16 protein-coding genes and 2 pseudogenes are annotated in these 20,825 nt (G+C 43.7%); 3 read left to right on the top strand and 15 right to left on the bottom strand.

Features of this window, described 5'->3' with window-relative positions; genetic code table 11:
• The 11 genes and pseudogenes from QZ998_RS08150 to QZ998_RS08200 form a co-directional block, all read right to left on the bottom strand.
• Window positions 1-360, bottom strand: a pseudogene (locus tag QZ998_RS08150) (LL-diaminopimelate aminotransferase); the annotation flags it as partial.
• A gap of 60 nt (window positions 361-420) precedes the next feature.
• Window positions 421-1,674 (bottom strand): diaminopimelate decarboxylase, encoded by a 1,254-nt coding sequence (locus QZ998_RS08155; RefSeq protein ID WP_296559576.1) that lies wholly within the window; start codon window positions 1,672-1,674, stop codon window positions 421-423.
• Between the two features lies 1 nt (window position 1,675).
• A complete protein-coding gene (locus tag QZ998_RS08160; RefSeq protein WP_296559577.1) occupies window positions 1,676-2,371 on the bottom strand; it encodes a TrmB family transcriptional regulator in 696 nt (231 codons plus the stop codon).
• A 229-nt stretch (window positions 2,372-2,600) separates the two neighbouring features.
• Window positions 2,601-3,023, bottom strand: coding sequence for a hypothetical protein (locus QZ998_RS08165; RefSeq protein ID WP_296559578.1), 423 nt, complete (start codon window positions 3,021-3,023; stop codon window positions 2,601-2,603).
• 167 nt (window positions 3,024-3,190) lie between these two features.
• Window positions 3,191-3,535, bottom strand: a complete 345-nt coding sequence (locus tag QZ998_RS08170) for an AzlD domain-containing protein (protein ID WP_296559581.1) — start codon at window positions 3,533-3,535, stop codon at window positions 3,191-3,193.
• Window positions 3,525-4,271: an AzlC family ABC transporter permease gene (locus QZ998_RS08175; protein WP_296559583.1), complete on the bottom strand. Its 747-nt coding sequence runs from the start codon at window positions 4,269-4,271 to the stop codon at window positions 3,525-3,527. Before QZ998_RS08175 ends, QZ998_RS08170 begins: the two co-directional genes overlap by 11 nt.
• A 101-nt stretch (window positions 4,272-4,372) precedes the next feature.
• The gene (locus QZ998_RS08180; protein ID WP_296559586.1) at window positions 4,373-4,969 is read right to left on the bottom strand and encodes an aminotransferase class I/II-fold pyridoxal phosphate-dependent enzyme; all 597 of its coding nucleotides are present in this window, start codon (window positions 4,967-4,969) and stop codon (window positions 4,373-4,375) included.
• Between the two features lie 65 nt (window positions 4,970-5,034).
• Window positions 5,035-5,748 (bottom strand): annotated as a pseudogene (locus QZ998_RS08185) (aminotransferase class I/II-fold pyridoxal phosphate-dependent enzyme); the annotation flags it as partial.
• 97 nt (window positions 5,749-5,845) lie between these two features.
• The gene (locus QZ998_RS08190; RefSeq protein WP_296559588.1) at window positions 5,846-7,483 is read right to left on the bottom strand and encodes an MBL fold metallo-hydrolase; all 1,638 of its coding nucleotides are present in this window, start codon (window positions 7,481-7,483) and stop codon (window positions 5,846-5,848) included.
• A gap of 283 nt (window positions 7,484-7,766) precedes the next feature.
• Window positions 7,767-10,076, bottom strand: coding sequence for a methyl-accepting chemotaxis protein (locus QZ998_RS08195; protein WP_296559590.1), 2,310 nt, complete (start codon window positions 10,074-10,076; stop codon window positions 7,767-7,769).
• 302 nt (window positions 10,077-10,378) lie between these two features.
• Window positions 10,379-10,783, bottom strand: coding sequence for a hypothetical protein (locus tag QZ998_RS08200; RefSeq protein ID WP_296559592.1), 405 nt, complete (start codon window positions 10,781-10,783; stop codon window positions 10,379-10,381).
• A 276-nt stretch (window positions 10,784-11,059) separates the two neighbouring features.
• Here QZ998_RS08200 and QZ998_RS08205 point away from each other — a divergent pair, with 276 nt between their 5' ends.
• Together QZ998_RS08205 and QZ998_RS08210 are read left to right on the top strand one after the other, a co-directional pair.
• Window positions 11,060-11,737 (top strand): LiaF domain-containing protein, encoded by a 678-nt coding sequence (locus QZ998_RS08205; protein WP_296559594.1) that lies wholly within the window; start codon window positions 11,060-11,062, stop codon window positions 11,735-11,737.
• Window positions 11,734-12,579: a DUF4097 family beta strand repeat-containing protein gene (locus QZ998_RS08210; RefSeq protein ID WP_296559595.1), complete on the top strand. Its 846-nt coding sequence runs from the start codon at window positions 11,734-11,736 to the stop codon at window positions 12,577-12,579. Before QZ998_RS08205 ends, QZ998_RS08210 begins: the two co-directional genes overlap by 4 nt.
• Before the next feature lie 53 nt (window positions 12,580-12,632).
• On the opposite strand, the gene QZ998_RS08215 is transcribed toward QZ998_RS08210, so the two are convergent.
• A complete protein-coding gene (locus QZ998_RS08215) occupies window positions 12,633-13,268 on the bottom strand; it encodes a flavodoxin family protein (RefSeq protein ID WP_296559596.1) in 636 nt (211 codons plus the stop codon).
• A 192-nt stretch (window positions 13,269-13,460) separates the two neighbouring features.
• Here QZ998_RS08215 and QZ998_RS08220 point away from each other — a divergent pair, with 192 nt between their 5' ends.
• A complete protein-coding gene (locus QZ998_RS08220; RefSeq protein ID WP_296559598.1) occupies window positions 13,461-14,117 on the top strand; it encodes a hypothetical protein in 657 nt (218 codons plus the stop codon).
• Window positions 14,118-14,170: 53 nt separating this feature from the next.
• On the opposite strand, the gene QZ998_RS08225 is transcribed toward QZ998_RS08220, so the two are convergent.
• The 3 genes from QZ998_RS08225 to QZ998_RS08235 form a co-directional block, all read right to left on the bottom strand.
• On the bottom strand, window positions 14,171-16,444 hold the full coding sequence (locus QZ998_RS08225) for a PAS domain S-box protein (RefSeq protein WP_296559600.1): 2,274 nt from the start codon (window positions 16,442-16,444) through the stop codon (window positions 14,171-14,173).
• A gap of 247 nt (window positions 16,445-16,691) precedes the next feature.
• Complete coding sequence (locus tag QZ998_RS08230) at window positions 16,692-17,528, bottom strand: 4Fe-4S binding protein (RefSeq protein ID WP_296559601.1); 837 nt, start codon at window positions 17,526-17,528, stop codon at window positions 16,692-16,694.
• A gap of 74 nt (window positions 17,529-17,602) precedes the next feature.
• Window positions 17,603-20,674, bottom strand: a complete 3,072-nt coding sequence (locus QZ998_RS08235) for an EAL domain-containing protein (RefSeq protein WP_296559603.1) — start codon at window positions 20,672-20,674, stop codon at window positions 17,603-17,605.
• Window positions 20,675-20,825: the final 151 nt, after the last annotated feature.

Here is a 20,825-nt window from a genome sequence, read left to right on the forward strand (position 1 = left end):
GCTGAATATTTCCTGAAAATTGGCAGTATCGCTTTTGGAACCATCACTGACAAATATTTCGTCAGTGGCCAGCTCAACCCCCCGGCTTTTAAAATCAAACGCCACAATTTTTTCCAGCAGGAAATCATAGCCTTGTTCCGGGCCATAGCCCTTAAAGGTTTTTTCGTCAGCCATTTCGTCAACAGCGGCGTGCAGACCGGTGATCACTGCTTGGGGCAGCGGTTTGGTCACATCACCAATCCCCAAGCGGATGATGTTGGCCTCCGGATTAGCGGTTTTATAAGCGTCCACCCGTCTCGCTATCTCTGAAAAAAGGTAAGAACCGGGTAATTTAAGATAATTCTCATTAATAAATGCCATTTTATTTTTTTTCCTTTCGTTTTATCGTTTTATATTGTATCAGTTAATGACTACGCGATATTATTTAGTCCACTTGGAAAAATCCAGGGTGGCAAAGTAGTCGTCTGGGGTTTCGGCGCGACGGATCAGTTCGGTAGAGCCGTCTTCTTTTAGCAGTACTTCCGCGGAACGCAGCTTGCCGTTGTAGTTATAGCCCATCGCAAAACCGTGGGCGCCGGTGTCATGTAGGACAACCAGATCACCGATATCAATTTTAGGCAGTTGTCTGTCGACAGCAAACTTATCATTGTTTTCGCATAAGCCGCCAGTGACGTCGTAGCGGTGATTGAGCGGGGCATCTTCCTTACCCATCACGGTGATATGGTGATAGGCGCCATACATGGCGGGGCGCATCAGGTTGGCGGCGCAGGCATCAAGGCCGATGTAGTCTTTATGGGTATGCTTTTCATGAAGAGCAGTGGTGACCAGATGGCCAAACGGTCCTAATACAAAGCGGCCTAGTTCGGTATAGATGTCAATATCACCCATTCCGGCCGGCACCAGAATTTCTTCGAAGGCTTTTTGAACGCCTCGGCCGACTTCAAAAATATCGGTGGGCTGCTGATCGGGCAGGTAGGGAATGCCGACGCCGCCTGACAAATTAATAAAGGCAATATGAGCACCGGTCTCCTGATTGAGCTCGACAGCGGTCTGGAAAAGAATCCGCGCCAGCGCCGGGTAATACTCATTGGCAATGGTATTGCTGGCTAAAAAAGCGTGGATCCCAAAGTGTTTAACCCCTTTGCTTTTTAGGATCTTAAATCCTTGGGTCATTTGTTCCCGGGTAAAGCCATATTTAGCTGCCTGAGGGGTATCCATAATGGCGTTATCGATAACAAAGTCGCCGCCGGGATTAAAGCGGCAACTGATCGTTTCCGGCAGTCCCGCGACCTCTTCCAAAAAGTCGATGTGGGTGATATCGTCCAGGGTAATCAGGGCATCCAGTTTGCGGGCCAAAACAAAATCTTCTGTTGGCGTCACATTGGAGGTAAACATAATATCCGCTCCGGAGAAACCAACCGTATCGGACATCATCAGTTCAGTATAAGAGGAGCAGTCCACCCCACAGCCTTCTTCTTTTAAAATCTGCAGAATGGTTGGGTTGGGCGTCGCCTTGACAGCAAAGTATTCTTTATAGCCCTGATTCCAGGAAAAAGCTTCCTGCAGGTTTCGGACATTTTCGCGGATTCCCTTTTCGTCATAGAGATGGAAGGGGGTTGGGAATTGTTTGACTATTTCTTCTAACTTTTCTTTGTTTACAAAAGTTTTTTTCATATTAATTTCCTTTCGTCATTTCAATGAGCTTTATTTCATTTTTCATTGCGTCTTTAAATAAATCCACCAGATTGCGCTTGCGGGAATAGAGACAGGTGGAATGTTCGCCGTTACTGACATCGCCAGTGAGAACATTAGTTGAATCGGCAATCAGCCGAATCTGCTGGAGCGGCTGAGCAGCGATATGGACAATCGCCCCGGCCAGCGGCAAGGATCCATTGGTGATGATCACCATCTTGATGTCCCGATTAATTGCTGCTTCAATATCCGGCAACACGGTTTTTAGAATCTGATCAGGCACTGAAATATAGATCCGTTCCTGGGCTTCCAGAATCATGTTGCGTAGTTTATTGAGGATGTTAATCTCCCCTTTAATGGTAATATAACCTGCGACTGCATCCCGTTTTGTGGGAATGGTGGCGATCAGATCTTGTTTGGATTCTTGCAGTTTACGGATCTTATTTTCACAGAATTCGGAAATAGCCACTGGGGTGTAGCGAATGGTTGCTTCCTCCATGACATAAGCCCCGCCTTTTTCGACGAGCGATGCCAGCGATGTGTAAGCATTAGACCGCGAAATACCGGTTGTCTTTGCCACCTCGTAGCCATTTAAGTCGCCTTCGGCAAGCAGGGTTAAATAAATTGAGGCCTCGTGCCTTGTCAGTCCAAATTGTGTCAGTCGTTCAACGATATCCATAACTCCATCAGTCCTTCATTTAATAATCCATAAATGGTTGCAGCACTATATCATAATAATCTACCTGGTCGGCGCTCATATTTGATAGCGCGGCGACTTTCGATCAACCACTGCAAATATTAGTGTTCCTACTTAGTAAGTCTACACTAGTTTTATGCTCCTGTCAAGAATGATTATAAAAAAACAGCATCAAAAATCGATGCTGTTTTTTAACTACTGACAATATTATTTATGGTCCAACGTATTGATCCTTGACAAAGGTTCCCACATAGCTAGTGCCGTCCGCCATCGTCAGGGTACCTTTGCCATGCATCATGCCCTCTTTAAACTCGCCGACATAGGTATTGCCATTGTCGCTCTTGGTCCCGTAACCATCGAGCTTGCCGTATTTCCATTCACCTTCAAATCTTGTTCCCTCATAACCAGTGGCAATCCCCTGACCATGAAGCTTGCCATCCTTCCATTCGCCCTCGTAGATTACATCCTGGGAGTAAACAAACTTACCATAACCGTTGGGCTTGTCATCTTTCCATTCGCCGGTATACACCCCGCCACCGTAGGTATGCGTGCGGATACAGCCGCTGGCTACCAATAATAACAGACCTGTCATCATTAATATGGCAAATAATTTTGATCTCATCCTTTTGTTCATCCGATCCCCCTGTATATTTCTGCATCCTTTTCATATGCCTCAGCTTGTAAAGCCTGGTGATTTTATTATACCGCATTAGTCGGGCATAATAAATACTTAAACAGCGAAGATTAAATTTTTTTAATAACTATTCTAAACCGGACGTATGAGAGCGATTCTTCTGGTAGTCAGCTTGCAATCATAAACAGGGTTCGGGTTAGCACCATGTAAAGTCCGGTTCCAGCGATGATGCTGAGAAAGACGTTTTTTTTGATGCGATGAACGAGGATCACCGTAGCAACGCTTAACAGCTCCGGTAAACCGAAGGGATAGGCGACCAGGCAAATGTTTCGCAGACAAAAAACGACTAGAATAATCATAATCGCGGCCGGCAAAACAGTTCCCAGATAGCGGACTGTATCTGGCAGCTCTTTTTTACCACCAAAGAACAAAAATGGCAGAGAACGTGTAAAAATAGTAACCAGTGCTACAACGGTCAGCGCTTCAACGGTGTCAATCCAATTAATACTCATGGCTGATTTCCTCAACTTGCCTTGTTAAAGTGGTTTCCAATTCAATCATGTCAGGCTTTTTTTGATTGTTTGATCGGGATTTCATCATCATCAACACCAGGACGCTAACTGTTAACGCTGGCAAAATAAACTGACTGGCTCCCAGGATGAAATAAAAGACCAATGCGCAAGTTAGTCCAGTGATTGCTGGCAAATGAAAATCCATCGCCTCCCATTGATTCATACAGACGGTAATAAAAAAAGCCGTAGCTGAAAATTCGATGCCAGCCAGATCATAGGGTAGCAACTGACCAAACAGGGCTCCGGCGACACAGCTAAGAATCCAGACCAGATGAAGCATCAGGGTGATAAAAAAATCGGTCTTCCGGATATCGACATCATCCGGATAATCGATGCTGCAAAGAATCGAATAAACCTCGTCGGTAAGGGTTAAAACCATATAGGGGTAGCGTCGACCCATCTTGCGGAATTGATCAATGAAGGCAATACCATAAAAAATATGTCGGGCATTGACAAAAAAGGTCATCAGCGCAATCGTCCCTAGCGAGGCTCCCGCGGTAAGCAGCGAAACCAAAACAATCTGCATCGAGCCAGCATATATGAAAACGCCGGACAAAAATGACCAACCAGCACTGTAGCCGGCCTCATCCATTAAAACTCCAAAAGCAATGCCAATAAACAGATAGGGGAAAAAAACTGGTATCGCCTGTTTAAAGGCAAAAATAAAACTTTTCATGATAACTTACTCCCTTCACCCGCAGTTTGATTTGAGCCTTATTTTAACACGCAAAAATACGCCACACAATAAATTAAATGTATGGCGTACAAATTTAAAACTTACAACTGATCGAGGAGGTTTTTTAAAATTAACAGTGCTTGTTCAAGTTCGGTCAAGGTTTCCGGAGCACAGACAGACATCCGAACAGCCCGGCTGGGTAAGTTATTTCCGACCGTAAATCGCTCAGCCCCGTAAACCCGAACCCCCTTTTCCATTGCCAGCGTTTCAAAGGCTGATCCGCTAATGGTTCCCGGCAACTCCAGCCAACGAAATATTCCCGTTTCATCGCCATGACATGTGTAGTCCCGTAAGTAGCGATTGACTAGTTTATTGCGCTGTCTGGCATTGTGCTGGTGACTTTTTATAAATTGATCCAACTGTCCAGAAACGATGACCCGGGCCGCCAGCACTGCCATTAACGGCGACACCGATATGTTTAGATTATACAGGGCTTTCGAAACCGGCTTTCGATAAGCCTGAGGCACTGACAGATAGGCCATGCGTAAGCCAGGAGCCAAAGTTTTTGACATACTGGCAATATAGATGGTATGGTCTGGAGCAAAAGAGGCCACCGCTGGCTGGGCATTTTGACTAAGCAAATGGTAGGCACCGTCTTCGATGATAAAGATATCCTGGTCGCTGGCAATTTCGGCCAAAGCCCTGCGCCGCTCAGTAGAGATGGTATGGGTGGTGGGGTTGTGATTAGATAAATACCCTTGATATTTTCATTACGACAAGCATCAAGCAGTGCTTCATCATCCATTTCTCCGTCACGATGACGGATCGGGGTTAGCTGGATTCCTAACATCGAAGCGGTCGTTTTAAGCCCGGAATAGGTGTGGGGATCGGCTCCAATTTTATCGCCGTGACGGCACAGCCCGGCAAGAATGGCCGTGATCGCATTTTGGCCGCCGTTAGAAAACAGAATACTCGCCGATCCCGGACTGAAGCCACCTTTTTCCATTAGCTTAACCGCAGTATCCTTTAACCAGATATCGGCGTTGGGTCGGCTGTAATTAAACAGTTTATCGGCATCCGCTTCGTTTAGCATTTCTTTTAAACAACCGATTAACGGTTCAAAAGTGGCGGTATCCGGAAAAACTGCTCCCAATTCAATCAAGTTTCGTGGTTTATCATCCGGCAATAGGTAAGCATTTGCCAGCGCATCAAAGGATACAAAGGTGCCACTACCGACCGTGGCACTGAGAAGGCCTTTTAACTCACAAACTTTACAGGCTTTGGACACGGTGCTGACGTTAATATCGAGAAAATCTGCCAGTTCCCGCTGAGGCGGCAGTTTAGTTCCGGGCAGCAGATGTCCCGCTTTAATGTCCTGCTCCAACTGGTGAGCCAGCGACAGATAAAGCGGTTTAACCTTATCATTTAGCGTCGGTCTCCAGGACATCGGGTAATCTTCAAATGAATTGACCGGCATGCTCTTCGCCTCCTTTTGACTAATATTTATCCCATTCTATCGAAAACACCTGCCGACGTCAAGCCGACAGGTGTTTTATACTTTTAAGATTATTGTTTTATTTCTTGATAGCGATCCTGAGTTTTTCACAGGTTTTTTCCAAATCTCTGGTCAATACCGCGAGATCTTCTCGTTTCTCATCCAGAAAGGATCCCTTTATCCCGATCCCAGGAATAGCCAGTAGCTTGCCTAACGCATCATGGATATCGCCCAGATTGTCTTTTAATTTATTGATCTGATTTTTGCTATCAATCCGATTTTTTAGGCCATCCACAATTACAGTTTCATCATCGAGATTGTATTCGGAAACATCCTCTACTACTGTGCAATCAAATCCCAATATGTTTTTTGCAGTATCGGCAAAACTTTTCTTAGCTTCTTCTTCACCGTGAACCAGAAAGATTTTTTTAGGCTTCTTTTTAAAGCCGGACAACCACTTCAGCAAATCATTTTTGTCAGCATGCGCCGAGAACCCCTCTAAAAAATAGACTTCCGCATTAACACAAATCCGTTCCCCTAGAATCCGGACATATTTTGCCCCACTGGTAATCGCCCGGCCAGTGGTACCCTCGGCCTGATAGCCAGCAAAGACAATACTGGATTGCGGTTTCCAGAGGTAGTGTTTCATGTGATGTTGAACCCGGCCAGCATCAGCCATGCCGCTGGAAGAAATAATGATCTTGGGTGAGTTATCATCATTTAAAGCCTTAGACTCATCAATGCTTTTAGTAAAACTTAGATTTCTGAAATAAAAAAGTTCATCCCCTTTTTTGATCCGTTCCTTGATATAGTCATTGAAGTAATGAGCATTTTTGCGGAAAATTTCGGTGGCATCAGTAGCCAGCGGACTATCAACATAAACCTTGACCTTATCAAGCTGATTCTGATACAGCTCATGGTTATCATAAAACACTTCCAGCTCATGAATCAGATCCTGGGTTCGACCCAGGGCAAAAGCCGGTACCACCACGGTTCCCCCGCGCGCAACGGTTTTAAAAATGATCTCCATGAAACGCTTGCCACTTTCCCACCGGTTTTCATGGGCGCGATCCCCATAGGTCGTTTCCATAATCAGATAATCTGCCTCGTCGATCTGAGTCGGATCATTTAACATCCGTTGATCACTCGCCCCAATATCACCTGAGTAAACAAGTTTAGTGGTTTTTCCGCCTTCCTCAATCCACATCTCAATAATTGCTGCCCCGACAATATGGCCTGCTTCATTGAGTCGGATCCTGATCTGAGGATTAACCTGAAAGTACTGTCCGTAAGCCACTGGGAAAAAATACTGAGCGCAGCGGACAGCATCTTCCTGGCTATAGAGAGGTAAAATCTGCGGCTGTCCGGAACGATCTGCCCGCTTGTTGATCCATTTAGCATCCGTCACGTGAATCGTGCCGCTATCCTGAAGCAAAATATTAGCAATCTCAGCCGTTGCTCCGGTGCTGTAAATCTGTCCACTAAATCCCTGTTTAACCAATAAGGGGATCCGACCACAATGATCGATATGGGCATGACTTAGAATAATAAAATCGATTTCTTTCGGGTTGAAGTCAAACGCCTGAACATTTAACTCTTGCAGGGCTTGACTGCCCTGAAACAAACCGCAGTCCAGGAGGAATTTACAGTGGTCGGTAGTCACCAGATGGCAGGAACCGGTAACGGATAGTGCCGCTCCTAAAAATTTAATTTTCATTTTCTTTCTCCTGTTCTTTTTTTCCAATTAAAACAATCGCAAATTTTTTAAGCTCAACAGCCTTGCCTATGACAGCCATTAATCTTTGTCATTCTTTTTTATCTTTGAATCCTTTACTTTATAGATATCCAAATTACTAGAATTTACGCAGATTATGACGATAAAAATACAGCTGGATCAAAATTAGTCCCAAACACCGTCCATACCCTAGCCTAATTTTTTGTACAAAAATGACCACCTCATCACAAGGTGGTCATTTAATTATTTATTGATTTGACTTGACTTAACGCAGCTGAAACTGATCGATCATCTGTTTTAACAAAATCGATTGACCCGAAAGTTCTTCACTAGCAGCGGCACTCTGTTCGGCAGTTGCCGAGTTTTGCTGGACAACCTGGGCAACCTGTTCGACCCCCATATTAATCTGGGCAATCCCAGTGGCCTGTTCATTTGAGGCGGTAGCGATGTTGCCGATCAAATCATTGACCTTGGCAATCCCCCCGACGATTTCATCCAGGGCACTGGCTGTTTCATCAGCAATTTTTGTACCTTCGGCAACCTTGCTGATTGAACCTTCAATTAAGCCAGTCGTTTCTTTGGCAGCGTCGGCACTACGGGCGGCCAGGGTACGGACCTCTTCGGCTACGACGGCAAAACCTTTGCCGTGTTGTCCAGCTCGGGCGGCTTCGACCGCGGCGTTAAGAGCCAGAATATTGGTTTGGAAAGCAATATCGTCAATCACCTTGATGATCTTGGAAATGTCTTCCGATGATTTATTAATTTCAACCATCGACTGCTGCATTTCGGTCATCTGATGGTTGCCTTTGTCGGCATTGCCCATCACATCAGTAGCCAGTTGTCTAGCCTTGTTGGCATTGACAGCATTGTTTTTGGTCTGATCGGCTATTTCGGTAATCGAGGCGGTCAGTTCCTGAATCGAGCTGGCCTGTTCAGTGGATCCCTGAGCCAGCGCCTGGCTGCTGTCGGATACCTGGTTAGCCCCGGCATTGACCTGTTCAGCTGCTTGATTAATATCGCCCAGCAAGGCGTTCAAGGTTGCAATGATGGTATTGAGCGCATCCGAAATCACGTTGAAATCGCCACCAAAGGAGCTGACTTTGTCTAAATTAAGATTGCCGTTACTGATTTCTCCAGTAACCATTGAAATTTCTGTGACAATTGTTTTAAAGTGGTTACCCATTTCATTGACAGCCTGTTTTAAGACATCAAAGCTGCCCTGATAATAGCCATCAACCGTTGCATTTAAGTTACCATTGGCGATCGCATCCATCACCTTGGCAACCTCTTCCATCGGTTTAGCCATAACCCCAAGAATGCCATTCATGCCACTGATCAGCTCCTGCCAGGAGCCGCTGAATTTGCTTTCGTCAGCACGAACTTCGAGGTCTCCCTGCATGGCCGCTGTGGTCAGGATGATGGCATCACTAATCAGGTTATCAATGGCATCTTTGACTTCGCGGAGATTTAATTCAATCGCTTTAAACTGTTGATAAACCTCACCGGTATGCTCGCCCGGTGCTTGGATATCGATATCAAAATCGAGATTACCGGCAGATAGGCGTCTTAAATTTTCAGCCAGTCGGTTGATCTCAATTTCTGAATACTTACTAACACTCATCGTAGCAGTGGTATTAAATGAGGTTTCGACATAGCCGATGGTCTGGCCTTGTTTATCAATAATCGGTGTCGTATCCATGCGATAATGACCGCCGCGATACTCAAAGGGGAATTCAATGCGGCCCGATTTTTTATACGCCTTAACACCGCAATCTTCATTCTTACACATGTCCAGATTTGACTTGCAGCAATCATCACCATAAATTGATTCCCGACTGCCTTCTCTGCCGACAGCCTCTCTCAGGTCTTGAAGGGTTTTATTAATAAATGTCCACTTCAAATTGGTGTCAACCACCGTAATCCGGTAGGGCATTGCATCAAGAATCGCCTGAAAAAAGTCACGCTTGTCTATCACCGTCTGAATCGCCTGGTTGACCTGTTCGATACCCTTTTGATAGTCACCCGTCATTTTGGCTTCAAGGATTTTGTCGAGCGCTACATCTTTTCCGATAAGTTCCGGGAGCTGCATCAGATAATCCGTAACCATCTTCATCGACGACTGAATTTCTAGTAAGCTATTTCCCAACGCATCCTTATTCGAGCTTGGCGCTATTTCCGTCGAAAGGTCACCCTGAGCCAACTGAACTGCTGCTTTTGTCTGAAGTCGCATATTCTCGGCAATACCAAAAAGGGCTGCGGAAATTTCACCCAACTGATCCTGGAAATTTTCTGATTCGAAATCGATTTCAAGATCGCCATCTACCAGACGCTTAGCAACCACAGCCAAGCTGTTTATTCGACTAGAAACTTTTTTCATTGCCAAAACAATCACGCCTGCAATAAAAAACAAGCCGATTATATTGATCAATACCAAACTGTTCTGGATTTGCGAAAACTGGTCAATATTCTGATTGACCACCATCATTACAATCCCAGCTATCACACTAAAAATCAATGCTACTGGTAACACCACCGTTATCAGAATTCCTGATAACAAACTCTTCCCATGCTTCATTCTTTCCTCCATTTACCTCTTCGTAAATAATTACAATTATACTCCCCTACTTGTATGTCACAAGGTTACACCCGCTACGCCGTCGTATCAGGCTAATCCTTTTCACCCGATGTAATTAATCCTTTCCGCTATAATACTCAACATTATAACGGATTTTTTTAGTAATTTCAATGTATTTTATTATTTTCACACACTTTCATCCAACTACGCTAATTCTCATATCAGGCATTCTTGTAAAAAAAAACTGGCTGAAACGCACCAGCCAGCTTCAATTTATTCAATTTCTTTACTCACACCCTCTTCTAATGAGAACTGCTATAGACCAATTCATTTTTTTCAAAGTCAAAGCTGTTGTTAATATGTCCTAGAATAATCAGCACCTTGCTGAGGTTTTCATAATAGACCGCATCATATTTGGCGCTGCCGATGTCAAAACCCTTCAAGGTGGGCAACAGTTCCTCAGCCTGAGCGGGATTGCTGTCGACAGTAGTACACAATTTATAAAGCTTTTTGAACTGGTATTCCTCAACCACATAAAAGCGCCCATCATCAACTCCATTTTGGATATTCTCTAAAAACCATCGATGAATCTGGTTCGCTTTTTTAAACCTTCCCATCACCTCAGAAGCCACTGCCCAGGGCTTTAGCCGCAATTGTTTGAGATCCACGCCCTTATCACATTTATACAATACACTTTCTAATGCCATTTAGTTCCTCCACTTATCATTAAGCCTGCCCTTATTACTCATACTCTTGATATCTTTCTGATAAAACCTTTAATGTAATCATGTTTCAACTTAACTCTTTGCTACTATTTTAACCACCCTGTTTGATTAAGTCAATTATTAAAACGCATCCGCTCATTCAAAATTTGCTTAAAAATCTTTCACTTCGATTTAATCTCGCAAAAATTGCAGCCGGAAAAATTTTCATTTTTCTTGATGCGTGGTATAATATAAGAAACTGTACGAAGGAGAGTAAAAATGAGAAATCGAGTAGGCAACTTGTTATGGGGGCTTTTATTAGTGGTGATTGGCCTTGGTTTTGCCGGAAATGTATTTGGACTATGGAATTTTGAATTGTTTTTTAACGGCTGGTGGACTCTGTTTATTATCATTCCCTGCGCCATCAGTATGGTTCAAAATGGTGTCCAGCTTTGGAATACCATTGGTTTGGGTATTGGTGTCTTATTATTCGTTTCGGCTCAAGGCTTTTTTAACGGCGAATTATTAGGGGATCTGATCTTTCCGATCATTATCGTTGCTATTGGTCTAAGTATTATTTTTAAGGATCGACTCAGTAAAAATGCTAAACAGATTGAGGGTATGACCAAAGATAATCTGCCGGACTATTCGGCAGTGTTTGGCGGCCAGGAAATCAACTTTCCCAGCGAAGCATTCTATGGGGCTACGGTGTCTGCGATTTTTGGTAGCGTCTCACTTGATTTACGTCAGGCCATTATCAACGAGGATATTTATATCTCAGCCACCGCCGTTTTTGGCGGGATTGATATGCTAGTACCCAGCAATGTCCGGGTCGAAATGTCGACAACCCCAATATTTGGCGGAGCGTCAAATAAGGCTAACCGACCGCTGGGTGAAAACCCACCGACGATCTACCTCAATAGCACAAATATCTTTGGGGGGACAGAAGTCAAATGAATACCAATCACAGTTGGATCAAATACTTGGCCATTGCTTTTGGTCTGGTATTGGCACTGGGCATCATCGCCAGCATTGTCAATGGCGGGGTCGCCATCATGAGAGGATTTGGCCTGATTGAAAAAAGAACTCAAGTAATTGAACAATCTGGTGATAGCTTTTCGCAGGATTTCGCCGGTGATCTGGAATCAGTTTATATTGATTTCAATGCCGGTAGCATCACCCTTCAAACTGGAGACCGCTTCATCGTTGAAGGAAGCAATATCCCTTCAGGACTGCGAGCTACCCTTGAAAATGGCAAGCTTGTCATTAAGGATCAGAAAAGTGCCACTATCTTTTCCAACCTGATTGGCCAGAATCGTATGCCTGAGCTTGTCGTTACGATTCCTAAGGACACCCAACTTAAAAAACTGGAACTTGAAATTGGTGCCGGGCGCGGTCAATTGTCTCAGCTTAGCACCGATGAATTGACCATCAAACAGGGCGCCGGTGAAATCGTCGCCGATCAGCTTGAGGCGCGTTCCGGCAAACTCAGCGGCGGCGCCGGCGCTGTTCATTTCACGGATGTAAAACTCAATGATTTTAAAATTAACGGCGGTGTCGGACTGATTAGTATCGCGGGTATCGTCACGGGAGAACTGGAAATTGACTGTGGTGTTGGCCAAACCGATTTAGACATCAATGGCAATCTTGATGATTATTTCATTACCGCTGACCAGGGTCTTGGACCAATTACCATCAATGGTCAGAGTATTTCTGAAACTGGCACTGGCTCTAGCTCAGCCCCTCATCGGATTGATATCGATGGCGGTGTCGGACCAGTAAAAATAAGATTTAAATAGCCAATAAAAAAACACGTTTAACGTGTTTTTTTATTGGCTAAAAAGATTCCTGTTTATCTGACAAAATGCATATATACTTTTTTATAGGGATTTGGTTCCGCAACCACACCCTTACCGTTTTCAATCAGACGCATCAACCAAATCATATTGGCAGCTGTAACTTCAATCGTCTGAGCTCCTTCGGTATCCTGGGAGGCTTCCCCAGCAGTGCGGCCGTGAATAACATTCCAGTAGTTTCCTGTTGCCATCACCATTTCTGAATAAGTAATATAGTGATTCAATTGATCAATACTTGTCACCCCACCAGAACGTCTGACCGCAACCAAAGCCGCCGCCACCTTATGGCGAAATAATCCGCCATTGGCTCCGGCGACATAGAAGGCCCGATCCAGAAATGACTTCATGTTTCCGCTGATCCCGGAAAAATGAACGGGACTAGCAAAAATAACGCCATCGGCTTCTTTAATTTTTTGAATCCCTTCATTGACAACGTCTTTGGTAAAGATACACTGTTCATTTTTATTTTTGCCACAGGCATTACAACCAGTACAGCCCTGTACTGCTTTCATCCCTACATTGAAAATTTCGAATTCGATACTCTCCTGAGCAAAAATATCTCCAGCAATACTCAGCGCCGTAAATGTATTGCCTTCACCATGAGGACTACCGTTAATGCCTAATACTTTCATTTCTAACCTCCCGAAGCGCGATGCGCCATCTGTTCTATTTTATTGCCTTTAGTATACCACATTTTTAAAAAAGTAAAACCGATATTCACTTGATTTAGCAAAATTCAGGTTTCAAATAATTTGCCTGTTTTGACCTTTAACCCTTAATAATTATATGATATAATTAAAATATTATCCTTTAAGGAGGGCATTGTGACTGGATACATTTTAAGGTTTTTAAAGCTCAATTTTGGGCTCTTTCTTTATGGATTGGGAATCATTGTAACGATGCGGGCAAATATCGGTTATGCTCCCTGGGAGGTACTGCACAGTGGCGTCAGCCAAACCCTCGGCGTCAGTATTGGGCTGGTAAACACAGCGGTCGGTGCCATCATTGTTGTGATCGTTTTTTTATTAGGTGAAAAAATTGGTCTCGGTACGATCTTTAACATGTTTATGATTGGGCTGTTTTTAGATCTGATCTTATTCTTAGACTTTATCCCACTTTTTAATAATTTCTTTATTGGAACCCTGGTGCACATTTTGGGTCTTTTTATCATTTCGCTGGGCACTTATTTTTACATTTATTCGGCCTTTGGTGCCGGGCCACGAGACAGCCTGATGGTTGCAGTAACCCGAAAAACGGGTTTGCCAGTTGGCTTATGCCGCGGTATTGTCGAATTCAGTGTTGTCCTGATTGGCTGGCTGCTGGGGGGACTGGTTGGTTTAGGCACGGTTATTTCGGCCTTATCAATCGGTGTATGTGTCCAAATCACCTTTAAGCTTCTGAAATTTGACCCCACCCAGGTAAAACATGAGACCTTTGGCGTGATGTTTGAGAACCTTCGTAATTTAAAAAAAGACAATTAACCCGGCCTAGACCCCGTTAGCGATCTGGCCGGGTTGCTTGGGGCTGGCTTAGCTCAGTTTTTTTCTTCAATCATATCAATAAATACTCTAGCAATTTCCGGATCAAACTGGGTCCCGGAACAGCGACTGATTTCATTTATCGCTTCTTCAACGGTCAGATCATCCGCATGCATCCGCATCCTGGTCATCGCATCATAGGCATCAGCAATGGCAATAATCCGGGCTTCCAAAGAAATTTCCTCGCCTTTTAGTCCTTTGGGATAGCCGCTGCCATCCCAGCGCTCATGGTGTTCTAAAATATGTTCCGCTATTTCGGCAAATTCATTGGCGGAACTCAAAATCCGATAGCCAATTTCAGGGTGACGCCGTATTTCAACCCAATCTTGATCACTCAATTTATCCAACTTTTCGAGCAGTCCCTCGGCAATCCCAATCTTGCCAATGTCATGCATCAAACCAGCAGTTTGCAGGTCATGGGAATTTTTAGTGTCCAGTCCAATCTTACTTGCGACATCGGCTGACAGCTTACTGACCCGCTCGGAATGAAACATTTCCTTTTGATATTTGTCAAATAGGGTTTCAATCACCATCCCAACGGTCTTGTTTCGCATTCCCAGGCTTTCGGTCAGTTTACGGCGGTACATATAGTCTTCGGCTTTTTTAAAGACCAGCTGAATATCCTCATCTGGATCTTTTTTTGTTTCGAATCCAAATGAAATGGAAAGCTCCACCGTTCCAACTTTTTCCTTACTGGCCAGCTGTTCAATCCGAGCGATCACGGCTTCAGCTTGGATTGAATCTGTTTTTGGTAACAAGACTACAAATTCATCGCCACCCAATCTTGCCACGATATCATCTTCACGGCAAGCTTTGCTAATCGTGTCAGCGGCTCTCTTTAATAATTCATCACCCATGACATGTCCAAAACTGTCATTTACCAGTTTTAGTCCATTGACATCCCCCATAATCAATGATAAGGGTAAGTTCCTGGGCGTGTCCATCCGTTGTAGCTCTTCTTCATAAAAACGTCGATTGTAGAGGCCGGTGAGTTGATCGTGATAACTTAAATAAGCAATCTGATCGAGTTTCTGTTTTTTCTCAGTATGATCCCGAAATACCAGAACGGCTCCCAGTACATCACCATTTTCATCAATGATTGGGGCGGCGCTGTCTTCAATGTGAAGCTCACGGCCATCTCTCCTAATTAACAGGGTATGATTGTCAATCTCCCGGATTTCTTTGGTTTTGATCACCTCGGCGATTATATTTCCTGCCTTTTCGCGATTTTTGTCATTAATAATGTTAAATACCCGTTCGATCGGTTTACCAATTGCCTCTTCTCTCGTCCAGCCGGTTAAATCTTCGGCGACCCGATTAATAAATAAAACCTGTCCCTTCTCACTGCAAGAGATGACCCCATCCCCGACTGAAATCAGAGTTGTCTCAAGCAGCTTGCTTTCCTTTGCTAATTCTGCTTCCAGACGTTTGCGGGCGGTAATATCGATACCCACTCCAGTAAAATATGCCTTTCCATCGAGGTTCATGACCACCCCGTTGGAACGAATCAGGATTTTCTCGCCGCTTTTCGTAATCAGGTTAGCCTCCACCTCGGCATAGCCTTTTTCAAAGACTTCAGCCACTGCCGACATGACATTGACCAGGTCATCCCCCTCAAACCACTGATCAAGACGCATATGTGCCAGTTCTTCAGCCGAGTAGCCGGTCATTGTTTCATGTTTTTTGTTCCATTTAATCAGTCTTCCTGCCTCGTCATAAACATAAAGATAACCGGGGATACTTTCAAACAAAGCCTCAATAAAGAGCATCTCGCGTTCTAACTCCGCTTTAGCACTGCTCAGCTGATCATTGAGCGCCTTCAATGCATAGGTACGCTCAGCAACCCGCTTCTCTAAGATCGTGTTTTCTTTTCTTAGGGCATCACTGTCAAGCTGCAAGCCGGTAATATCCGTCACAATCGAGAGCAAATAATCCTGACCATTGACAGAGACCGGGCTTGATCTCACCTCGACCTCTCTGATCTCGTCATTACGGCAACGGTGCTTAAAATAAAACTGCTTACGCTCCTTTTTTTTAGCCTGTTCCGCTTCTTTTCTGAGTTGGTCTTCACTGAGACAATTGAAATGGGTGACTTTATATGTGATCATCTCATCATGAGCTTTGCCATAAAATAAACAGGCTGAATGATTACAATCTTTAATTTCAAGCGTGTCAGAATCAATCAGAAGCATGATTTCCTGATTATTTCGAAACAAGGCCTCATAAAATGATTCTGTATTTTTCTTGTCTTCTGATTTTTGACCATTCATATTTCCACCCATCCACCTTTACTTAGATTCACGTTAAATTCCAAACCATGCTAATTGCGTTAAACGAATAGTCGTCTCTTACTCATTGATACTCTCTATCTACCCCAAAGACGATCTGCCAATCAAGACTGTGATTTTTTAGACAATAAATAATTCGCAAGAAAAATCGCGAGTAGTCACCATACTGATGAACTCTCACGATTGCTTAACAGAATAGCTAGCTCCGTGTAAATACGAAAGACATGCCTTATCGATTTCGACCTGGAATATTGCTTTCACAGGGTACCTTAACCTGACATTTGCCACAGCCGTAGCGGGGTTTGAATTTTTCTGCTGTTTTATCAAGAAAAATGCTGCACAAGCGATGATCCTTTCCCTTTTCAAGCGAAATGGCTTTCACCGGGCATTGTTTGACGCAGGCACCGCACTGGGTGCAATAGGCATTGTATATTTCATAAGGACGTTGATTCGGATCAAGTTTCAATTCTGTTACCAAACTGCCAAATCGTCCGGCAACCCCCTTTTCAGTGATCAGCCCCTTTGACAGGCCAAAGGTTCCCAGTCCACAGAGGTAAGCAATATGGCGTTCTGACCAGTTACTGGAAAAGGCCAGCGGCTCCCCGCAAAGCTCTACGATCGGTTCAGTAATACTAAAAAACTTTTTATCCATGGTTGGTACAATTGTCGCATAACCAGCTTTTTTTAAATTTATTTCCAATTGCAATAACAGCGATCGCAATAACCGATGTCCTTCAACCCGACCCACCAGCCAGCCCCAGGAAGGCCAAATTTTATCTTGCCGATTGCTGGCTTTCACGGCCTCGCTATATGGCAGAAAAAAAGAGATCACGGTTTTTGCGGTGGGCAACCATTCGCGCGGATATCGAAAATGGCAGCCGATCACCTCTGGTTCTTTAAGCACCTTAAACACCGCATCACTTGCTTGGCAAAAGCCAAAAATTGGCGGATCATATATTCTTTCGCCAACTAATTCCCGAGGGGTGTTGCTTTCTTTTTTTATGCGGTTATCTGAAGAATTTGCAATAAATGCTTCAGCCGATTGTATTAATTCTAATTTATCCATTTTCAGCCTCTCAATCCGATTCAACTCATTCATTTAATTATAGACTAATCGCCTGACTTTGTAAATTTTAGTTTTTAACCCTGAAGCTTCAGAATTTCTTCAATCGCCGTTGCTTCAAGTGGCTTGTAGTAGTAATAGCCCTGAATTAAATCACACTGCGATGTTTTTAAAAAGGAAATCTGACTTTCGTCCTCAACCCCTTCAGCAACTACCGACAGACCGAGACTTTTACCGAGCTGAATAATCGCCATCGCGATGGCTTGGTCCTTATGGTTAGAACCGATCCCATCAACAAACTGCTTATCCATTTTTAGTCGATCCAGCGGCAGCATTTTTAAACGACCCAGCGAAGAATATTCGGTCCCAAAATCATCGATGGCAATGGAGACGCCTATTTCTTTAAGACCATTTAGCTTGCTGATAATATCAGACAGCTCTAAAATCGCCGTGCTTTCGGTAATCTCGATTTCAAGATACTCGGGTTTAAGACCGGTTTTTTCAAGAATCCCCTCAATCTGACTGACCAGGTTGGGATTTCTAAACTGACTGGCTGAAATATTAACCGCCATCATGATTGGCTTCATACCCATATCCTGCCAGGCCATATTTTGACGGCAAGCGGTCTCAAGCACCCATTCTCCAATGGGATTAATTAAACTGGTCTTTTCAGCTAGAGGAATCACAACCCCCGGTGAAATTAACCCCAACTCCGGATGCTGCCAACGCAAAAGCGACTCTACACCGGTCACCCTGCCGGTTCTTAGACAAACCTGTGGTTGATAATTAATCTTCAATTCGCCTTTTTCCAAGGCACGGTAGAGGAAATTGGTCAACTGATTCTGAGTATTGACCGCTTCTTTCATATCAGCTGAGCAAAGCAGATATTGATTTCGGCCTTTTTCTTTGGCTTTAAATTTGGCAATATCAGCATTCATAATCAATGCTTCGGGATCTTTTCCATCCATCGGATAAAGGGCAATTCCAGCACTGGCCGTCATAAAAAACTCCTGACCCTTTAAAATAAAGGGTTCATTAAAGAGATTCATCAGTTTTTGGGCAATCTCAGCCATTTCGTCTTTGTTTTTGATATGACTGATCATAATTAAAAATTCATCACCGCTAAAACGCGATACCAGATCGGTTTTATCAACCACACTCTTGATTTTTTCGCCCACCAGAAAGAGCAGCTCATCACCCATTTCGTGGCCAACGGTGTTGTTTACTGTTTTAAAGGAATCCAGATCCAGAAAAATAATCCCTAAATAGGTGTCGGTAAACTCTTGTTTGACCATGCTGAAATACAGGTAATTGGTAAACAGATTGCGATTGGCCAACTTGGTGATCTCATCGTAGTGAGCCAGGTAACTCAGTTCTTTTTCAGAATCAATCCGGGAAAGTGTATCGCCTAAAATATTGGCGATGATTTTAGCAAAATTGAGGTGGTCATCCTGCCAGTCCAGCAGTCTTGTCTCTGTATCGAGTCCCCAAAATCCAATAATTTTCTCTTTACTGGCAATCGGGGCGATAAGCTGGGATTTTGGCAGCCTAATTTCGGCATCGATCAGCTCGACATTGACAAATTCCGGAAGCATGCTGAAATCCGATGCGACAAACAATTCATTTCCCAGAATTTTCTCCATCCGCCAATGGTTAGCATCAATCGGCAGATTTTGGAGCCGATCTTTAGCAGAGTAAATCCCGGGACGACAATAATCCTGGATGCAGGAAAAAGTTTCCTGTTCGCGGTCAAACAAACAGATATAGGCTCGGTCGATCCCAAAGAATTCGCAGCTTGTTCTTAATAATGAATCAATACTCTCTGTGAAATTCTGCTGATTGATACCCACGCAATCTGATGAAATTTGGGTAATCAGCTCCTGTAGCGCCATTTTTTCTGCTGTTTCATCGAGCCTTAGCAAAAATAATTTGTTGATACCATAGCATAACCAGATCGCTATACCAAACATCCCAATTCTTACCAAGTAGTCAACCCCGTTGACTTCTACATAGGTTAACGGCACCAACATCCAGACAATAATTTGTGTTAAGATGATCGAGATTGTCATAATTACCAGCAGTAATTGTGTTTTGAAAACTAGAAAAGCAATGAGCAGGATAAAGGGAAAAGCCCAGACCGTAATCGCCCCTGATTCAGCAAACTGTAGGGTTACGACAGGAATCAGTAAAGCCAGCAATAAGACACTCAGAAAATCCTTGCGGTTGTCCGATACTTTCAGCCGTTGCAAAATTTGAATCGTCAAGCCACAGGCAATCAGGATACCACTTAATATTAGAACCTCACCCAGGTTTGATTCCTGACTGATTAAATAGCGGGTCACAAAATTAAGGCCACCACCAAGAATCAGCGTGATCGAAAGATAACGATATACTTTTCTTGTTGATATAATATTGCTGATCCAGCTTTCTTGTTGATCCGGCTCAGCACTGATTAAACCGAAATAGTTTTTTGCATAAAACATACTTAAAACCGGCAAGAGAAAGAAAATCGGTCCAATTTGAGGAACCGCCATATCCAGATAGGCATTGCTAATGGTATCAGTCAGCGTTCCAAATAAAAACGCCAGAAAAAAGCAACCCAAAATCAGATGCGCTTGTTTCTTTATTTTTGCTTCGTGATGCCGACGACCCCATCGCCAAATCATCACCATACTAGCAAGTGAGTAACCCATATAATAAAAGTTATAAAACAAATCCCAGGCGGTATTCTGAGGCAGGTTAACCCAACCCCAATCGCTTGCAAGCAGGTTATGCAGAGCCAGGTGATTCGCAAAAGCAAAGCCATAAATAATTATTCCTGCCGGTAGGTAGATCAGCAGATAAACCCACCAGTGCTTCAGTAACGCTTGCCTATCTGTTAGCAGTAAGGAAAAGTGTAATAGCAAAGCGAAAAAAGATCCCCATCCCAGCGCCGCAAAACGCCGCCAGAATAAACAGGTCTCGTAATCAGCGGCTGAGATTGCAATACTAAAGCCAAAAGTCCATAAGCTCAGCGCCACCAGAGCTGCTAATAAAACCCAGCTAATCGATTCCTTAGGAGATCTGAAAAAAATGTAAAGTCCTGCTGCCATATAAAAGATAAAAAACACAAAAAAGACGACTGATAATATAAACGCCATATTTTCCATGAACCACCTCTTCTGAGCTATTCTAAATTTTCTGCTGCTTTTATTGAATTATACTATTCGCATTATACTATTTGAATTATACCATTTAATTACTAAATTGTCAGAAAAAAGAACAAGGGCTATCGTCCAAGCAAAAAAGCACACCGTCAAA

The organism is uncultured Acetobacterium sp. (assembly GCF_927416815.1).
GTDB lineage: Bacteria > Bacillota > Clostridia > Eubacteriales > Eubacteriaceae > Acetobacterium.